At 67.4% G+C, this 15,703-nt stretch carries 8 protein-coding genes and 2 tRNA genes; 4 read left to right on the forward strand and 6 right to left on the reverse strand.

The window, feature by feature from the left end; genetic code table 11:
• Positions 1-2: 2 nt before the first annotated feature.
• The gene (gene purL, locus BLA15945_RS17375) at positions 3-4,067 is read right to left on the reverse strand and encodes a phosphoribosylformylglycinamidine synthase (RefSeq protein ID WP_174993001.1); all 4,065 of its coding nucleotides are present in this window, start codon (positions 4,065-4,067) and stop codon (positions 3-5) included.
• Positions 4,068-4,394: 327 nt separating this feature from the next.
• Between purL and BLA15945_RS17380 the strand changes: the two genes are divergently transcribed.
• From BLA15945_RS17380 to pgi, 3 genes are all read left to right on the forward strand, one after another.
• Positions 4,395-5,696 carry an FAD-dependent oxidoreductase gene (locus tag BLA15945_RS17380; RefSeq protein ID WP_059233933.1) on the forward strand — a complete coding sequence of 434 codons (1,302 nt, stop codon included), beginning with the start codon at positions 4,395-4,397 and terminating at the stop codon, positions 5,694-5,696.
• Between the two features lie 53 nt (positions 5,697-5,749).
• Positions 5,750-7,294 (forward strand): NAD(P)H-hydrate dehydratase, encoded by a 1,545-nt coding sequence (locus tag BLA15945_RS17385; protein WP_174993002.1) that lies wholly within the window; start codon positions 5,750-5,752, stop codon positions 7,292-7,294.
• A 111-nt stretch (positions 7,295-7,405) separates the two neighbouring features.
• The gene (gene pgi, locus BLA15945_RS17390) at positions 7,406-9,028 is read left to right on the forward strand and encodes a glucose-6-phosphate isomerase (RefSeq protein WP_059233931.1); all 1,623 of its coding nucleotides are present in this window, start codon (positions 7,406-7,408) and stop codon (positions 9,026-9,028) included.
• Between the two features lie 73 nt (positions 9,029-9,101).
• Here pgi and BLA15945_RS17395 read toward each other — a convergent pair whose 3' ends face one another.
• Positions 9,102-9,803, reverse strand: coding sequence for an ABC transporter ATP-binding protein (locus BLA15945_RS17395; protein ID WP_059233930.1), 702 nt, complete (start codon positions 9,801-9,803; stop codon positions 9,102-9,104).
• Between BLA15945_RS17395 and BLA15945_RS17400 the strand changes: the two genes are divergently transcribed.
• Entirely contained in the window at positions 9,802-10,470 is a 669-nt protein-coding gene (locus tag BLA15945_RS17400; RefSeq protein WP_174993003.1) for an arylesterase, read from the forward strand. The genes BLA15945_RS17395 and BLA15945_RS17400 overlap by 2 nt on opposite strands.
• A 68-nt stretch (positions 10,471-10,538) precedes the next feature.
• Here BLA15945_RS17400 and BLA15945_RS17405 read toward each other — a convergent pair whose 3' ends face one another.
• The 4 genes from BLA15945_RS17405 to lon all read right to left on the reverse strand — a co-directional run bounded on the left by BLA15945_RS17405 (position 10,539) and on the right by lon (position 15,553).
• Positions 10,539-12,473, reverse strand: a complete 1,935-nt coding sequence (locus tag BLA15945_RS17405; RefSeq protein WP_174993004.1) for a SurA N-terminal domain-containing protein — start codon at positions 12,471-12,473, stop codon at positions 10,539-10,541.
• A gap of 276 nt (positions 12,474-12,749) precedes the next feature.
• Positions 12,750-12,826: transfer RNA gene (locus BLA15945_RS17410), tRNA-Asp, on the reverse strand.
• 23 nt (positions 12,827-12,849) lie between these two features.
• Positions 12,850-12,925: transfer RNA gene (locus tag BLA15945_RS17415), tRNA-Val, on the reverse strand.
• 204 nt (positions 12,926-13,129) lie between these two features.
• Positions 13,130-15,553 (reverse strand): endopeptidase La, encoded by a 2,424-nt coding sequence (gene lon / locus BLA15945_RS17420; RefSeq protein ID WP_059233927.1) that lies wholly within the window; start codon positions 15,551-15,553, stop codon positions 13,130-13,132.
• Between the last annotated feature and the right edge of the window lie 150 nt (positions 15,554-15,703).

The raw sequence follows: 15,703 nt of genomic DNA on the forward strand, positions 1-15,703 counted from the left end.
GGTCAGCCGATCCAGCGGCGCGCGTTGCGGAACACGCGCATCCACGGGCTTGCTTCACCCCAGCTTTCCGGGTGCCAGCTCATCGCGACCGTACGATGCACACGCTCCATGTGCGGCATCAGCACCGAGAAGCGGCCGTCGGCCGTCGTGACCGACGTGATGCCGGCCGGCGAGCCGTTCGGGTTGAACGGATAGCGCTCGGTCGCTTCGCCGCGGTGGTCGACGAAACGCATCGCGATCGCGACGCGATCGATGTCGCCCTGCTGCGAGAAGTCTGCATAACCTTCGCCGTGCGCGACCGCGACCGGAATCCGCGAGCCTTCCATCCCCGCGAAGAAGATCGACGGCGACTTCTCCACTTCGACGAACGAGAAGCGCGCCTCGAACTGCTCGGACTTGTTGCGCGTGAACTTCGGCCACGCTTGCGCGCCCGGGATCATCGACGCGATGCTCGACAGCATCTGGCAGCCGTTGCAGATGCCGAGGGCGAACGTGTCCGGACGCGCGAAGAACGCCGAGAACATGTCGGCGAGGTTCGCGTTGAAACGGATCGTCTTCGCCCAGCCTTCGCCCGCGCCCAGCACGTCACCGTACGAGAAGCCGCCGCATGCGACCGCACCCGCGAAATCGGCGAGCGTCGCACGGCCCGCGAGCAGGTCGCTCATGTGCACGTCGTGGGCGTCGAAGCCCGCGCGGTCGAACGCGTAGGCCGTTTCCAGGTGCGAGTTCACGCCCTGCTCGCGCAGGATCGCAACGCGCGGCCGTGCGCCCGTCGCGATGAACGGCGCGGCGATGTCGTCGGCCGGATCGAAGCTCAGCACCGGCGAGATGCCCGGATCGGCCGCGTCGAGCAGCGCGTCGTATTCGGCATCCGCGCAGGCGGGGTTGTCGCGCAGGCGCGCGATGCGCCAGCTCACTTCGCTCCATGCGCGATGGAGTTCGGCACGCGGTGCATCGAAGATCTTCTTCGCGTCGCGGTACACCTCGATCACGTCGCGGTCGTTGACCGAGCCGATCACGTGCGAGCACGCCGACAGGCCGAACTCGCGCAGCGCGCCGAGCACCGCGTCACGGTCGGACGCGCGCACCTGCACGACGGCGCCGAGTTCTTCCGAGAACAGCGCGCGCAGCGTGCGGTCGTCACGACGGCCGCTCGTCTGCTTCGCCCAGTCCTTCGCGTCGCCGTAGTCGGATTCGTGGTTCGGGTCGAGCGTCAGCATGTCGACGTTCAGCGACACGCCCGCGTGGCCCGCGAACGCCATTTCGCACACCGTCGCCCACAGGCCGCCGTCCGAGCGGTCGTGGTACGCGAGCAGCTTGTCTTGCGTATTGAGCGACTGGATCGCGTTGAAGAAGCGCTTCAGGTCTTCCGCATCGTCGACGTCCGGCGTCGTGTCGCCGACCTGCTGCGTGACCTGCGCGAAGATGCTGCCGCCCATCCGGTTCTTGCCGCGGCCGAGATCGATCGCGATCAGCACGCTGTCGCCCGCGTCGGCGACACGGCGCAGTTGCGGCGTCAGGTGGCGGCGCACGTCTTCGACCGGCGCGAACGCGGAGATGATCAGCGACACCGGCGACACCACTTCCTTCGCGACACCCTGCTCGTCCCACTTCGTCTTCATCGACAGCGAGTCCTTGCCGACCGGGATGCCGATCCCGAGTGCCGGGCACAGCTCCATGCCGATCGCCTTGACCGTGTCGAACAGCGCGGCGTCTTCGCCGGCCGTGCCGCACGCGGCCATCCAGTTCGCCGACAGCTTCAGCTTGTCGAGCGACGCGATCGGCGCGCTCGCGATGTTCGTGATTGCCTCGCCGACGGCCATGCGGCCCGATGCCGGCGCATCGATCACGGCGAGCGGCGTGCGCTCGGCCATCGTCATCGCCTCGCCCTTGAAGCCCGCGTAGTCGAGCGCGGTGACCGCGCAGTCGGCCACCGGCACCTGCCACGGGCCGACCATCTGGTCGCGCACCGACGTGCCGCCGACCGAACGGTCGCCGATCGTGATCAGGAACGACTTGCTGCCGACCGTCGGGTGCTTCAGCACGTCGACCGCGACTTCCGACAGTGCGATGCCCGTCACGTCGACCGGCGCACGCTCGGTCGCCACGCGCGCGACGTCACGGTGCATGCGCGGCGGCTTGCCGAGCAGCACTTCCATCGGCATGTCGACCGGGTATTCGTCGGCGCCCGCCGCTTCGTCGTCGACGAGCTTCAGCTGGCGTTCGTCGGTCGCGACACCGACCACCGCGAACGGGCAGCGCTCACGTGCGCAGATTGCCTCGAAGCGCGGCAGGTCGGCCGGCGCGATCGCCAGCACGTAACGCTCCTGCGCTTCGTTCGACCAGATTTCGCGCGGCGACAGGCCCGATTCCTCGAGCGCGACCTTGCGCAGTTCGAAGCGCGCGCCCTTGCCCGCGCCGTCGACGATTTCCGGGAACGCGTTCGACAGGCCACCCGCGCCGACGTCGTGGATGCTCAGGATCGGGTTTTCCGCGCCGAGCTGCCAGCAGCCGTTGATCACTTCCTGCGCGCGACGCTCGATTTCCGGGTTGCCGCGCTGCACCGAGTCGAAGTCGAGTTCGGCCGTGTTCGCGCCGGTCGCCATCGAGCTTGCGGCGCCGCCGCCCATCCCGATCCGCATGCCGGGGCCGCCGATCTGGATCAGCAGCGAGCCGGCCGGCACGTCGTGCTTGTGCGTATGCTGATCCGCGATGTTGCCGAGGCCGCCCGCGATCATGATCGGCTTGTGATAGCCATGCACCTTCCCGCCGACGTTCTGCTCGTACACGCGGAAGTAGCCGCCGAGGTTCGGCCGGCCGAATTCGTTGTTGAACGCGGCGCCGCCGAGCGGGCCGTCGATCATGATCTGCAGCGGCGACGCGATGCGGTCCGGGCGGCCATACGGGCCGTGCGCGTCGTTCGGGTTGCGCTCGCCGACCGGCTGCGCCGCGTCGCGTGCGTTTTCCCACGACTGGCGGGCGTCCGGCAGGTCGAGGTTCGACACGGTGAAGCCCGTCAGGCCGGCCTTCGGACGCGCGCCGCGGCCCGTCGCGCCTTCGTCGCGAATCTCGCCGCCCGCGCCGGTCGCCGCGCCCGGGAACGGCGAGATCGCCGTCGGGTGGTTGTGCGTCTCGACCTTCATCAGCGTGTGCGTGAGCTCGGTGTGACGGCCGTAGCGCTCGCCCGGCTCGCCGGCCGCGCCCGCGTTGCGCGGGAACCAGCGCTCGGCTTCGGCGCCGACCATGATCGACGAGTTGTCCGAATACGCGACGATCGTGCCCTGCGGGTTCAGCTTTTCGGTGTTGCGGATCATCGCGAACAGCGACATGTCCTGTGCTTCGCCGTCGATCGTCCACTGCGCGTTGAAGATCTTGTGGCGGCAGTGCTCGCTGTTCGCCTGCGCGAACATCATCAGCTCGACGTCGGTCGGGTTGCGTTCGAGCTTGCGGAACGCGTCGACCAGGTAGTCGATCTCGTCGTCGGCGAGCGCGAGGCCCAGCTCGACGTTCGCGCGCTCGAGCGCGCCGCGGCCAACGCCCAGCACGTCGACGGTCTCGAGCGACTTGGCCGGCAGCTCGTCGAACAGGTGCTTCGCGTCGTCGCGCGCCGCGACCACGCTTTCGGTCATCCGGTCATGCAGCGCGTCCACGACGGCTGCACGCGCGTCGTCCGACAGCGCCTTCTTGCCGCCGAGCAGGCCCGACTTCAGCGTGACCGTGAATTCGACGCCGCGCTCGATCCGGCGCACGTGCGTGAGGCCGCAGTGCTGGGCGATGTCGGTCGCCTTGCTCGCCCACGGCGAAACCGTGCCGAAGCGCGGCAGCACGACGAAGGTCTCGGTCGTGCCCTTCTCGCCCGCCGGCTGGAACGGCTCGCCGTAGTGCATCAGCGCGTCGATGCGCGCGCTGTCGTCGGCCGCCAGCGGCTCGGCCGCATTGACGAAGTGCAGGAACTGGCCGCGCACCGCGACGATGTTGGCGTCGATTTGCCTGAGCGTGTCGAGCAGACGGGTTTGACGGAAATCGGAGAGGGCCGAAGCGCCGGGAAAACACGAGAAGTGAGCCATGGGCTGGACTGACGTCGATGAGTCGCGCGAGGTGGCGACGTGGGGCGAAAGGAAGGCCGTAATTATACCCGGAAGTCGGCCGCCCAAGACCGGCCGATCGGTAGTCCGCATGCACCGCAACGGTGCTCGGGCACGCGGCGAGCACGGCCGCCCTCCGGGCCGGCCCGCACGGGCCCACGCGCCGGCCATCGCGGTGCGACCGCACGGCGCATGCGCGCCCGACGCCGGCTCCCGCGATTTTGGCGCTATCATTCCGGGTTCACCGGGCCGGGCCCTCAGCGAATTCTCACCGGGCGGCGTGCGCGCCGCCCGTCATCGAAGCAATCCATGGATGTCATCGTCATCGGCGGCGGAATCAGCGGCGTCGCCACCGCCTACCAGCTGCGCGCGGCCGGCCATCGCGTCTGCGTGGTCGAACGCCACGCGACCGTCGCGCAAGGTGCAACCTACGGCGACGGCGGCGCGCTGCTGCCGAGCCCGCTCGACGTCTGGTTCGGCCCGACTTTCATGCGCCAGCGCCAGCCGCGCGACAGCGGCATCGTCTACAAGCCGGGCTTCAACGGCGGCGTGCGCCGCTTCGTCAAGCAGCTCGGCGGGCTGCGCGAGCCCGACGCGTTCGCCGCACAGTACGCGCGGCTGCGCCCGCTGATCGACGCGTCGCGCGACACGCTCGCCGATATCGAAGCGCGCCTCGAACTCGAGTTCGAGCAGAAGCCCGGGATCCTGCACGTGGTGCGCGACCCGCGCGACTGGGACGCGCTGCAGCCTGCGCTCGACCTGCTGCGCACGCTCGACCAGCCGTACCGCACGCTCACCGCCGACGAATGCGCGGCACTCGAACCGTCGGTGCCGGCCGAGCCCGGCTTTGCCGGCGGCGTGCTGCTCGAAACCGAGCGCACCGGCAACTGCCCGCTGTTCGCGAAACTGGTCAAGCAGACGCTCGACGAACATGGCGTGCAGTTCCGCTTCGGCGCGGACGTCGCCGCGATCCGCGTCGATAACGGCCGCGCCGCGGTCGAGCTCGCGCCGTCCGGCCAGCGGACCGCGGCCAAGGCGCGCGAGGTCGACGTGATTTCCGCCGACGCGATCGTGGTCGCTGCCGGCGCCGGCAGCGTACCGCTGCTCGAGCGGCTCGGCTGGCGCCTGCCGCTGCACCCGGTCCGCGTCCATACCCTGACCGCGCCGGTCGCGTACGAAGAGCACGCGCCGCATCTGAGCGTCGTCGATTCAATCAAGCGGATCTCGATCACGCGTACCCATCAGCGGCTGCGCATCGGCGGCGGCGCCGTGCTGCAAAGCCTCGCCGACACCGCCAAACCGCTCGCCGAGCCGCTGTCCGAGGCCGCGCTCGCGCTGCTCGGCCAGGCCGTCCACGACTGGGTGCCGGGCGCCGCCAGGATTTCGGCCGCGCTGTCGTGGCAGGGCATGCAGCTGCTGTCGCCGGACGGCCTGCCCGTCGTGGGTCCGACCCCGCATCCGCGTGTGTTCGTCAATTTCGGGCATGGCCCGACCGGCTGGGGGCTCGCTTGCGGGTCTGCTAAAGTGGTGACCGACTACCTGGGCGGCAACGCCCAGCACTGGCCCGCCGACACGCTCGCCGCGCTCAGCGCCGGCCGCTTCACGACCTGACCGCCGCGGGCTCGCCCCGTGGCGGCATCCTTGCCAGCCGCCACGATCCCGCGATGACCGTTCCCCGCCCGCTTCCCGATTCCGATCCGATCGCGCTGCTGCGCGTCACCGACCTGCGCGCGGCCGAAGCCGACGCCACCGCGGCGCTGCCGCCGCACACGCTGATGGGACGCGCGGGCGCCGCCGCCGCGCGCTGGCTGTCCGAGCGCGTCGCCGGCGACGCGCGCCCCGTGTGGTTCGCGGTCGGCCCCGGCAACAACGGCGGCGACGCGCTGGTGGCCGCCGCCCAGCTCCAGCAGCTCGGTGTCGCGACGCAGGCGTGGATGCCGGTACCGGTCAGGCCGGACGACGCGCAATGGGCGCTCGGCCTGGCCCGCGCGGCCGGCGTGCCGCTGTCGGCCACACCGCCCGCGGCGCTGGACGAATTCGCGTGGGTCGTCGACGGGCTGTTCGGCATCGGTCTCGGCCGCGCGCTCGACGGCGCGTTTGCCGAGCAGGCTGCGCGCATCGCCGCGCATGCACGCGGCGGTGGCCGCGTGCTCGCACTCGACGTGCCGAGCGGGCTCGACAGCGATACGGGCCGGATCGTCGGCGCGGGCGTCGCCGTCACGGCCACCCACACGCTCACCTTCATCGGCGCGAAGCCGGGCCTCTACACGGGCGACGGCCGCGATCTCGCCGGTGAGATCGACATCGCCTCGCTCGACGTCGCGCCGCCCGCCGCACCGGCCATCATGCTGAATGCGCCCGCGCGGTTCGCCGCGGCGCTGCCCGCACGCGCGTTCGCATCCCACAAGGGCACGTACGGCAGCCTTGCGGTACTCGGCGGCGACACCGGCATGTGCGGCGCACCGATTCTGGCCGCACGCGCCGCGTTGTTCGCCGGTGCCGGCAAGGTGCACGTCGGCTTCCTCGGCGCCGGCGCGCCGCCGTACGATCCGCCATTCCCCGAACTGATGCTGCATCCGGCCGATACCCTCGATCTCGGCGCGATGACCGCGATCGCGGCCGGCTGCGGGCTCGGCACGCGCGAAGCCGCGGCGACGCTCGTACGCGACGTGCTCGCGCACGACGCCGTGACGCTGCTCGATGCCGACGCGCTGAACCTCGTCGCGACGCACGCCGACCTCGCGGCCGCCGTCGCCGCACGCGGCGCGCGCGGCAATCCGTGCGTGCTGACGCCGCATCCGCTCGAAGCCGCCCGCCTGCTCGGCAGCGACACGGCGGCGGTGCAGCACGACCGCATCGCGGCCGCGCAGGCGCTCGCGGCACGTTATGCGGCGATCGTCGTGCTGAAAGGCTCAGGCACGGCGATTGCGGCACCCGACGGCCACGTGACGATCAACCCGACCGGCAACGCGGCGCTCGCCACCGGCGGCACCGGCGACGTGCTCGGCGGCCTGATCGGCGCACTGCTCGCACAGCGCGTCGCGCCGTACGAAGCGGCGCTCGCGGGTGTCTACCTGCACGGCCTCGCGGCCGACACGCTGACCGCGAACGGCACCGGCCCGGCCGGGCTCACGGCCGGCGAGCTCGCGCCGATGGTGCGCACGCTGATCAATCGCCTTTTTTATCCGTCGCCGCGCGCCGACACGTAACGCCGCTATACTGACTGCCCCGCCGCACGGCGGGCCTTCTCGTCCGCCGGCCTTCCGATCCCGATGAGCCGGCGCGGCATTCCTCCCGATTCACGCTTCACTCGAACCGCCATGACGCTGAATTCGCTCCCCGCCTGGACTGCCCTTCAATCCCACTTCGAACAGATCCGTCACGCTCGCCTGCGCGACTGGTTCGCGCCGGAAAACGACCACGCGCCGACTCGCGCCGAACGCTTCACGATTCCGGGCGGCGGCCTCGCGGCCGATTTCTCGAAGAACCGCATCAACGACGACACGCTGCGCCTGCTCGTGCAGCTCGCACGCGACGCGGGCGTCGAAGCGCGCCGCGACGCGATGTTCGCGGGCGAAATCGTCAACCCGACCGAAGGCCGCGCCGCGCTGCACACCGCACTGCGCGCGACCGACCCGCAAGCGCCGTTCCACGCGCAGGTGAGCGCCGAGCGCGCGAAGATGGCGACCTTCGCGCGCGCCGTGCGCAGCGGCACGTGGACGGGCTATACGGGCAAGCGCATCCGTCACGTGATCAACATCGGCATCGGCGGCTCCGATCTCGGGCCGAAGATGGTCGTGCATGCACTGCATCACGTCGCGACGCCGGACATCTCGACCCACTTCGTGTCGAACGTCGACGGCGCCGATCTCGCGCGCGTGCTCGAACAGGTCGATCCCGAAGAAACGCTCGCGATCATCGTGTCGAAGACCTTCACGACGCTCGAGACGATGACGAACGCCCGCTCGCTGCGCGACTGGTTCGTCGCGCGCGGCTGCCCGGAGGACGCGCTGTCGAAGCACTTCGTCGGCGTGTCGGCGAACCCGGCCGAAGTCGTGAAGTTCGGCATCGCCGCAGAAAACGTGTTCGAAATGTGGGACTGGGTCGGCGGCCGCTATTCGCTGTGGTCGGCCGTCGGCCTGTCGATCATGATCGCGATCGGCCCCGAGCAGTTCGACGAGCTGCTGGCCGGCGCGAACGACATGGACCGCCATTTCCGCGAAGCGCCGCTGGAACGCAACCTGCCGGTGCTGCTCGGCCTGATCGGCATCTGGTACCGGAATTTCTTCGGGTCGCAGAGCTATCTCGTCGCGCCGTACTCGGAAGCGCTGCACTACCTGCCGTCGTACCTGCAGCAGCTCGAAATGGAGAGCAACGGCAAATCCGCGCGCCTGGACGGCACGTTCGTCGATTACCCGACGTCGGCCGTCACGTGGGGCGAGCCGGGCACCAACGGCCAGCACGCGTTCTTCCAGATGCTGCACCAGGGGCCGACGATCGTGCCGATCGACTTCATCGCGGTGTTGACGCCCGAGCATCTGCTCGCGAGCCATCATCCGAAACTGCTCGCGAACTGCTTCGCGCAGAGCGAAGCGCTGATGCTCGGCCGCACGCTCGAAGAAGCGCTCAAGGTCGCCGGGCCGGGCAAGGAAGCGCTCGCGCCGCACCTGACGTTCCCCGGCAACCGCCCGACCACGACGCTGCTCGTCGATGCGCTGACGCCGCGTACGCTCGGCGCGCTGATCGCGCTTTACGAACACAAGGTGCTCGTGCAGGCAACGGTGTGGGACATCAATCCGTTCGACCAGTGGGGCGTCGAGCTCGGCAAGATTCTCGGCAAGGTGGTGGAAGCCGATCTGTCGGCCGGATCGGTCGATCCGGCGAAGCACGACTCGTCGACCACGGCGCTGATCGAGCGCGCCCGTGCGGCGCTGAAGCGCTGACGCAACGGGCTCATGCCCGTGCCGGCCGCGCAGTACGTCCTGCGTGGCCGGCAGAAAAAACGCATGCGCGGCGCTATGCCGTATGCGGCGCGACGATGCGGCCGGTGTCGAGCGTCACGGTCGTCTCGCAGCGGCGCGCGAGTTCGGCATCGTGCGTGACGAGCACGAGCGTGGCGCCGTGCGTGCGGTTCAGTTCGAACATCAGGTCGATGACTGCATGGCCCGTCGCCGCGTCGAGACTGCCGGTCGGCTCGTCGGCAAACAGGATCGACGGGCGCGTGACGAAGGCGCGCGCAAGTGCGACGCGTTGCTGCTCGCCGCCCGACAACAGTTTCGGATAATGCGCGGTGCGTTCGCCGAGCCCGACCTGCACGAGCAGCGCGCGGGCACGGTCGGCCGCATCGCGTGCGCTGATGCCGCCCTGCAGTTCGAGCGGCAGCATCACGTTTTCGAGCGCCGTCAGGTGCGGCATCAACTGGAACGACTGGAACACGAACCCGACCGCGCCGTTGCGCAGCGCGGCGCGCGCGTCCTCGTCGAGCGAGTCGAGCGCGCGGCCGAGCAGGCGAACCGTGCCGCTCGTCGCGCTGTCCAACCCTGCAAGCAGGCCGAGCAGCGTCGATTTGCCCGACCCCGATGCGCCGACGATCGCGAGGCTGCTGCCCGGCCGCACGGCAAGCGTGATGCCGTCGAGGATCGTCAACTCGCCCGTTGCATCGGCAACCCGCTTGCACACGTCATGGACTTCGATGATCGGATCGGTAATCTTGAACATGGACACGACATTTCGCTGGAAAAGACGCACGGCGGTCGCCGCGCTGCTGGGCACGCTGCTGGCCGTCACCGTGCCGGCACACGCCGCGACGGCGCCGACATCGGGCCCGCCCGTGATCGTCGTGCTCGGCGACAGCCTGTCGGCCGAATACGGCTTGCCGCGCGACACCGGCTGGGTTGCGCTGCTGCGGCAACGGCTCACGACCGAGCGAATCGATTATAGCGTCGCGAACGCCAGCGTCAGCGGCGACACCACGAGCGGCGGTCGTGCGCGGCTGCCCGCGGTGCTGCAGCGGCTCAAACCTTCGATCGTCGTCGTCGAACTCGGTTCGAACGATGCACTGCGCGGCGTGCCGCTCGCGACGACCGAGCAGAACCTGCGCGACATCATTGCCGGCGCGCGACGTGTGCAAGCGAAGGTCGTGCTGGTCGGCATGTACGTGCCGCCCAATTACGGCCCCGACTACACGCAGAAGTTCCACGCCGTCTACACGCGGCTGTCGAAAGATCTCGACGTGCCGCTCGTGCCGTTCCTGCTGGCCGGCATCGAGAACAAGCCCGAGATGTTCCAGGCTGACCAGATGCATCCCGCGCAGCAGGCACAGGGCATCCTGCTCGACAATGTGTGGCCGGCGCTGAAGCCGTTGCTCGGCAAGCCCCGCGGCTGACGCCCCCTGCCGGAAAACAAAAAGCCCCGCTCGAAGCGGGGCTGTTTGGATTGCGGGCGAAACGGTGTTCAGTCGTCGCCGTCCTGCTTCTGGCTCGACGTCGAACCGTACAGCTTCACCTTCGAGCGATCGCGCAGCGCGGTGAGATAGGCCTCGCCTTCGCTCTGTGCGTCGACCTGCGCCATCTGCTGCTGTGCGGCCGCCAGTTGCTGCGGATCGACTGCCGAACCCGGGATCACCGCGTTCACACGGTAGATCGCGTAGCCGTCCGCGCCGAGATCGACACCGACGTAAGCTGGCAGCGTCTTTGCATCGACCTTGTAGACGGCGCTCAGTGCAGCCGGCGTCAGACCTTGCGACTGCGTGCGCGACACCTTCTGCGCAACGGAGAACCCGTCAGCCGACTTCGACTTCTGCAGCTCGGCGAGCTTCGCCACGCCATCCTTCTTCGCGAGTTCCGCGGCCTGCTCGGCGACGACCTTCTGGCGCACGACGTCCTTGATCGCGTCGAGCGCGGGCACGGCAGCCGGCTTGTAGTCGGTCACGCGCGCCGAGATCAGCGTGTTGTTGCCGACGTCGATCGCCTGCGTGTTGTTCTGGCTCTTCACCGAGTCGTTTGCGAATACCGCAGCCAGGAGCTTCGGATTGTTCAGCGGGCTCGTCGGCGGCAGTTGCGGATTCGGCGTCGGCGTGACGGTGGCCGTCTGGATCGTCAGCTTGTACTTGTCCGCGGCCGGCTGCAGCGTCTTCGCCTTTTCGTACACGGTCGACGTGAAGCCTTCCGCGTTGTCCGTGAACGCCTTCGATGCGTACTGCTGCTTCAGGCTGGCGGCGATCTCGTCCTTCACTTCCGCGAACGGCTTGACGACTGCCGGCTTCACTTCGGTCGCCTTCAGGATGTGGAAGCCGAGATCCGACTGCACGACACCGCTCACGTCACCCTGCTTGAGTGCGAACGCCGCATCGTCGAACGCCTTGCCGCCGGCCGTCGAACCGCGCGTGATGAAGCCGAGGTCGCCGCCCTTCGCTGCCGACGGCGCGTCCTGCGAATTCTTCTGCGCGATTTGCGCGAACTGGTCCGGATGCGCCTTCACGTCGGCGAGCAGTTGCTCGGCCTTCGTCTTCGCTGCCGTCTTGTCGGCCGCGCTGGCGCTGCCCGGCGCCGCGATGAAGATGTGGCTCACGCGCACTTGCGCTTCGGTGCGGAAGTGCGTCGGGTTGTCGTCGTAGAACTTCTTGATGTCCGCGTCGGTCGGCTGCGCGCTCGCGGCCGCTGCGGCCGGCGAATAGACGAGGTACTGGATCGTCGCGGTTTCCGGCGTCGCGAAGCTCTGCTTGTGCGCGTCATAGTACGCGTTGAGCTGCGCGTCGGTCGGCTGGACCTTCGCGGCGAAGTCGCTCGTCTTCAGCACCAGCGCCTGCACTTCGCGCTGCTGCGCGGCGAGTTCGGACAGACGTTGCGCGAGGCTCTTCGGCGTGAATGCGCTCGACACGATGCTGGCCGGAATCTGCTGCAGCGACAGGCTGTAGCGCACACGCTCCTGGTACTGCTCGGGCGTCATCCCCTGGAACGACAGCAGTTGCGCATAACGCTCGACGTCGATCGACCCATCGGGCTTCTTGAGCGAAGCGATCATCGGATCGCTCATCAGTGCATCGCGCACGGCATTGTCGGACGCAGTCAGGTGCAGACGTTGCGTCTCGTCGGCCAGCACACGTTGCTGGATCAGGCCGTCGAGCACCTGCTTGCGATGCTCGGGCGTATCGAACATCTTGACGTCGAACTGCCCGCCGAGTGCCTGGCGGGCCTGGTCGATCTGCTGGCGGAACGCGCCGTCGAATTCGACCCGCGTGATCTTGTGCCCGTTGACCGCCGCGACGTTCGCACTGTCGTCGAAGAAACCGCGGAAGCCTTGGATCCCGACGAAACCCAGCCCCGGCAACACGATCAGGAGCAGGAGCGCCATCATCAGGCGCTGGTGATTACGGAAGAAATCGAGCATGCGTGACGGGAAAATTGGACAAAACGTCCGATATTACAACATACGGGGTGGGACGGGAGAAAAGCAGACGTACTGCGCGCGAGCGCAGCCGGAAACACCCATGAAAAAGCCCGCGCGAGGCGGGCTTCTTCATTTTTCTGGCGAAGCGGACGGGACTCGCCTACATCGTGCGGGCCGCGCAGGCGGCTTCCTCCACTCCGCAATCACACGCCCGATTACGGGCGCAATCGACGATGAAAATAAAAAAGCCCGCACAAGGCGGGCTTTCTTATTTTCTGGCGGAGCGGACGGGACTCGAACCCGCGACCCCCGGCGTGACAGGCCGGTATTCTAACCGACTGAACTACCGCTCCTTGGTCTGGCTGAATCGTGAAACTGGTGGGTGCTGAGGGGTTCGAACCCCCGACCTACGCCTTGTAAGGGCGCCGCTCTACCAGCTGAGCTAAGCACCCGTTTCCGATTCGTTCTGACTGCGATCTGCGTTTCCGCATCAACAATCAGCGAGCCCGCAAGTTTAATTCATCCCCGATCATTTTGCCAAGCCCATCCGCGAATTTTTTTAACATTCGCGCGCACGCTTCCGAAGCGCATAAAAAAACCCGCGGACATGTCGCGGGTTTCGTGAACAACCGTCAGCAACGACGGCGCTCCAGGTCTCAGTGCTTGACGACTTCCGTCGAGCCGGCATCCTTCGCCGCCTCGCCGACCGGCGCTGCTGCCTTCGCCTCTTCTTCCGGCGGCAGCGGAGTCGGCGAACGCTCGAGCGCGAGTTCCAGCACCTTGTCGATCCAGCGAACCGGCACGATCTCGATCGCGTTCTTCACGTTGTCCGGAATGTCCGCGAGATCCTTCACGTTCTCTTCCGGAATCAGCACGAGCTTGATGCCGCCGCGATGCGCAGCCAGCAGCTTTTCCTTCAGCCCGCCGATCGGCAGCACTTCGCCACGCAACGTGATTTCGCCCGTCATCGCGACATCGGCACGCACGGGGATACCCGTCAGCACCGACACCAGCGCGGTCGTCATCGCACCGCCGGCGGACGGACCGTCCTTCGGCGTCGCACCTTCCGGCACGTGGATGTGGATGTCCTGCTTCTCGAACGCTTCGTCCTTGATGCCCAGACGGCGCGAGCGCGAGCGCACGACAGAACGCGCAGCCTCGACCGACTCCTTCATCACGTCGCCGAGCGAACCCGTACGGATCACGTTGCCCTTGCCCGGCATCACCGCGGCTTCGATCGTCAGCAGATCGCCGCCGACTTCCGTCCACGCGAGGCCGGTCACCTGACCGACCTGGTTTTCCTTCGCCGCGAGGCCGAAGTCGTACTTGCGCACGCCGAGGAACGTGTCGAGGTTCTCGCCATCGACCTTGATCGCGCCCGATGCCTTCTTCAGCAGCAGCATCTTCACGACCTTGCGGCAGATCTTCGACACTTCCCGCTCGAGCGAACGCACACCGGCTTCGCGCGTGTAGTAGCGGATGATGTCGCGGATCGCCTGTTCGGTGACGTCGATCTCGCCGTCCTTCAGCCCGTTGTTCTTCTTCTGCTTCGGCAGCAGGTAACGCTGGGCAATGCTGACCTTCTCGTCTTCCGTGTAACCCGACAGACGGATCACTTCCATCCGGTCGAGCAGCGGCGGCGGGATGTTCAGCGAGTTCGACGTCGCAACGAACATCACGTCCGACAGATCGAAGTCGACTTCGATGTAGTGGTCGGCGAACGTGTGGTTCTGTTCCGGATCGAGCACTTCGAGCAGCGCCGACGACGGATCGCCGCGGAAATCCATACCCATCTTGTCGACTTCGTCGAGCAGGAAGAGCGGATTGCGCACGCCGACCTTCGCGAGGCTTTGCAGGATCTTGCCCGGCATCGAACCGATGTACGTACGGCGGTGGCCGCGGATCTCGGCTTCGTCACGCACGCCGCCGAGCGCCATCCGGACGAACTTGCGGTTCGTCGCACGGGCGATCGACTGGCCGAGCGAGGTCTTGCCGACGCCCGGAGGCCCGACGAGGCACAGGATCGGCGCCTTGACCTTGTCCACGCGCTGTTGCACCGCGAGATACTCGAGGATCCGTTCCTTGACCTTCTCGAGGCCGAAGTGATCCTCGTCGAGCACCTGCTCGGCGTTCGACAGGTCGTTGTTGACCTTGCTCTTCTTGCGCCACGGCAGGCCGATCAGCGTGTCGATGTAGTTGCGCACGACGGTCGCTTCCGCGGACATCGGCGACATCAGCTTCAGCTTCTTCAGCTCGGCGTCGGCCTTCTTCTTGGCTTCCTTCGGCATGCGCGCGGCGTTGATGCGCTTCTCGAGTTCCTCGAGATCCGCACCCTCTTCGCCTTCGCCCAGTTCCTTCTGGATCGCCTTGACCTGTTCGTTCAGGTAGTACTCGCGCTGGCTCTTTTCCATCTGGCGCTTCACGCGCCCGCGGATGCGCTTTTCGACCTGCAGGATGTCGATCTCGGCTTCGAGCTGCGCAAGCAGGTGCTCGAGGCGCTCGATGACCGGGAACATCTCGAGGATGTGCTGCTTCTGGTCGAGCTTCAGCGGCAGGCGCTCGGCGATCATGTCGGCGAGGCGGCCGGCTTCGTCGATGCCCGACAGCGACGTGAGGATCTCCGGCGGGATCTTCTTGTTCAGCTTCACGTACTGGTCGAACTGCGACACGATCGCACGGCGCAGCGCTTCCGTTTCAGCGCTGTCGGCGTGATCGGGCTCGAGCGGCATCACTTCGCAGGAGAACTGCGTCTCCTGTTCTTCGATCGACAACGCCTTCGCGCGCTGCAGGCCCTCGACGAGCACCTTCACGGTGCCGTCCGGCAGCTTCAGCATCTGCAGGATGTTGGCGATACAACCGACCTCGTACATGTCCTTTTCGGTCGGTTCGTCCTTGGCCGCGGTTTTCTGGGCGACGAGCATGATGTGCTTGCCACCTTCCATCGCTGCTTCGAGGGCCTTGATCGATTTCGGCCGGCCCACGAAGAGCGGAATGACCATGTGCGGGAAAACGACGACGTCCCGCAGCGGCAGCAGCGGGAGCGTGATGCGTTCCGGCGGGAGAAGTTGGGTGCCTGACATTTCATTTCCCCATGAGTGGAATCAATTGTTCGGTAATTGAGGCCGCCACAACGAATTGCAAGCCTTCAAGTGCGGGAAATATTCGGTAAGAAAGTAACCACCGCGTGTCGAGTCAGAGTTACCCACAAGATAAACGAAAAAAAGCCGCCC

The organism is Burkholderia arboris, assembly GCF_902499125.1.
Taxonomy (GTDB): domain Bacteria; phylum Pseudomonadota; class Gammaproteobacteria; order Burkholderiales; family Burkholderiaceae; genus Burkholderia; species Burkholderia arboris.

Excerpts from the sequence above, each read along its gene's own strand:
- BLA15945_RS17385 (WP_174993002.1), top strand. The coding sequence starts at position 5,750 with ATGACCGTTCCCCGCCCGCTTCCCGATTCCGATCCGATCGCGCTGCTG.
- pgi (WP_059233931.1), top strand. The coding sequence starts at position 7,406 with ATGACGCTGAATTCGCTCCCCGCCTGGACTGCCCTTCAATCCCACTTC.
- BLA15945_RS17405 (WP_174993004.1), bottom strand. The coding sequence starts at position 12,473 with ATGCTCGATTTCTTCCGTAATCACCAGCGCCTGATGATGGCGCTCCTG.
- BLA15945_RS17395 (WP_059233930.1), bottom strand. The coding sequence starts at position 9,803 with ATGTTCAAGATTACCGATCCGATCATCGAAGTCCATGACGTGTGCAAG.
- purL (WP_174993001.1), bottom strand. The coding sequence starts at position 4,067 with ATGGCTCACTTCTCGTGTTTTCCCGGCGCTTCGGCCCTCTCCGATTTC.
- BLA15945_RS17400 (WP_174993003.1), top strand. The coding sequence starts at position 9,802 with ATGGACACGACATTTCGCTGGAAAAGACGCACGGCGGTCGCCGCGCTG.
- lon (WP_059233927.1), bottom strand. The coding sequence starts at position 15,553 with ATGTCAGGCACCCAACTTCTCCCGCCGGAACGCATCACGCTCCCGCTG.
- BLA15945_RS17380 (WP_059233933.1), top strand. The coding sequence starts at position 4,395 with ATGGATGTCATCGTCATCGGCGGCGGAATCAGCGGCGTCGCCACCGCC.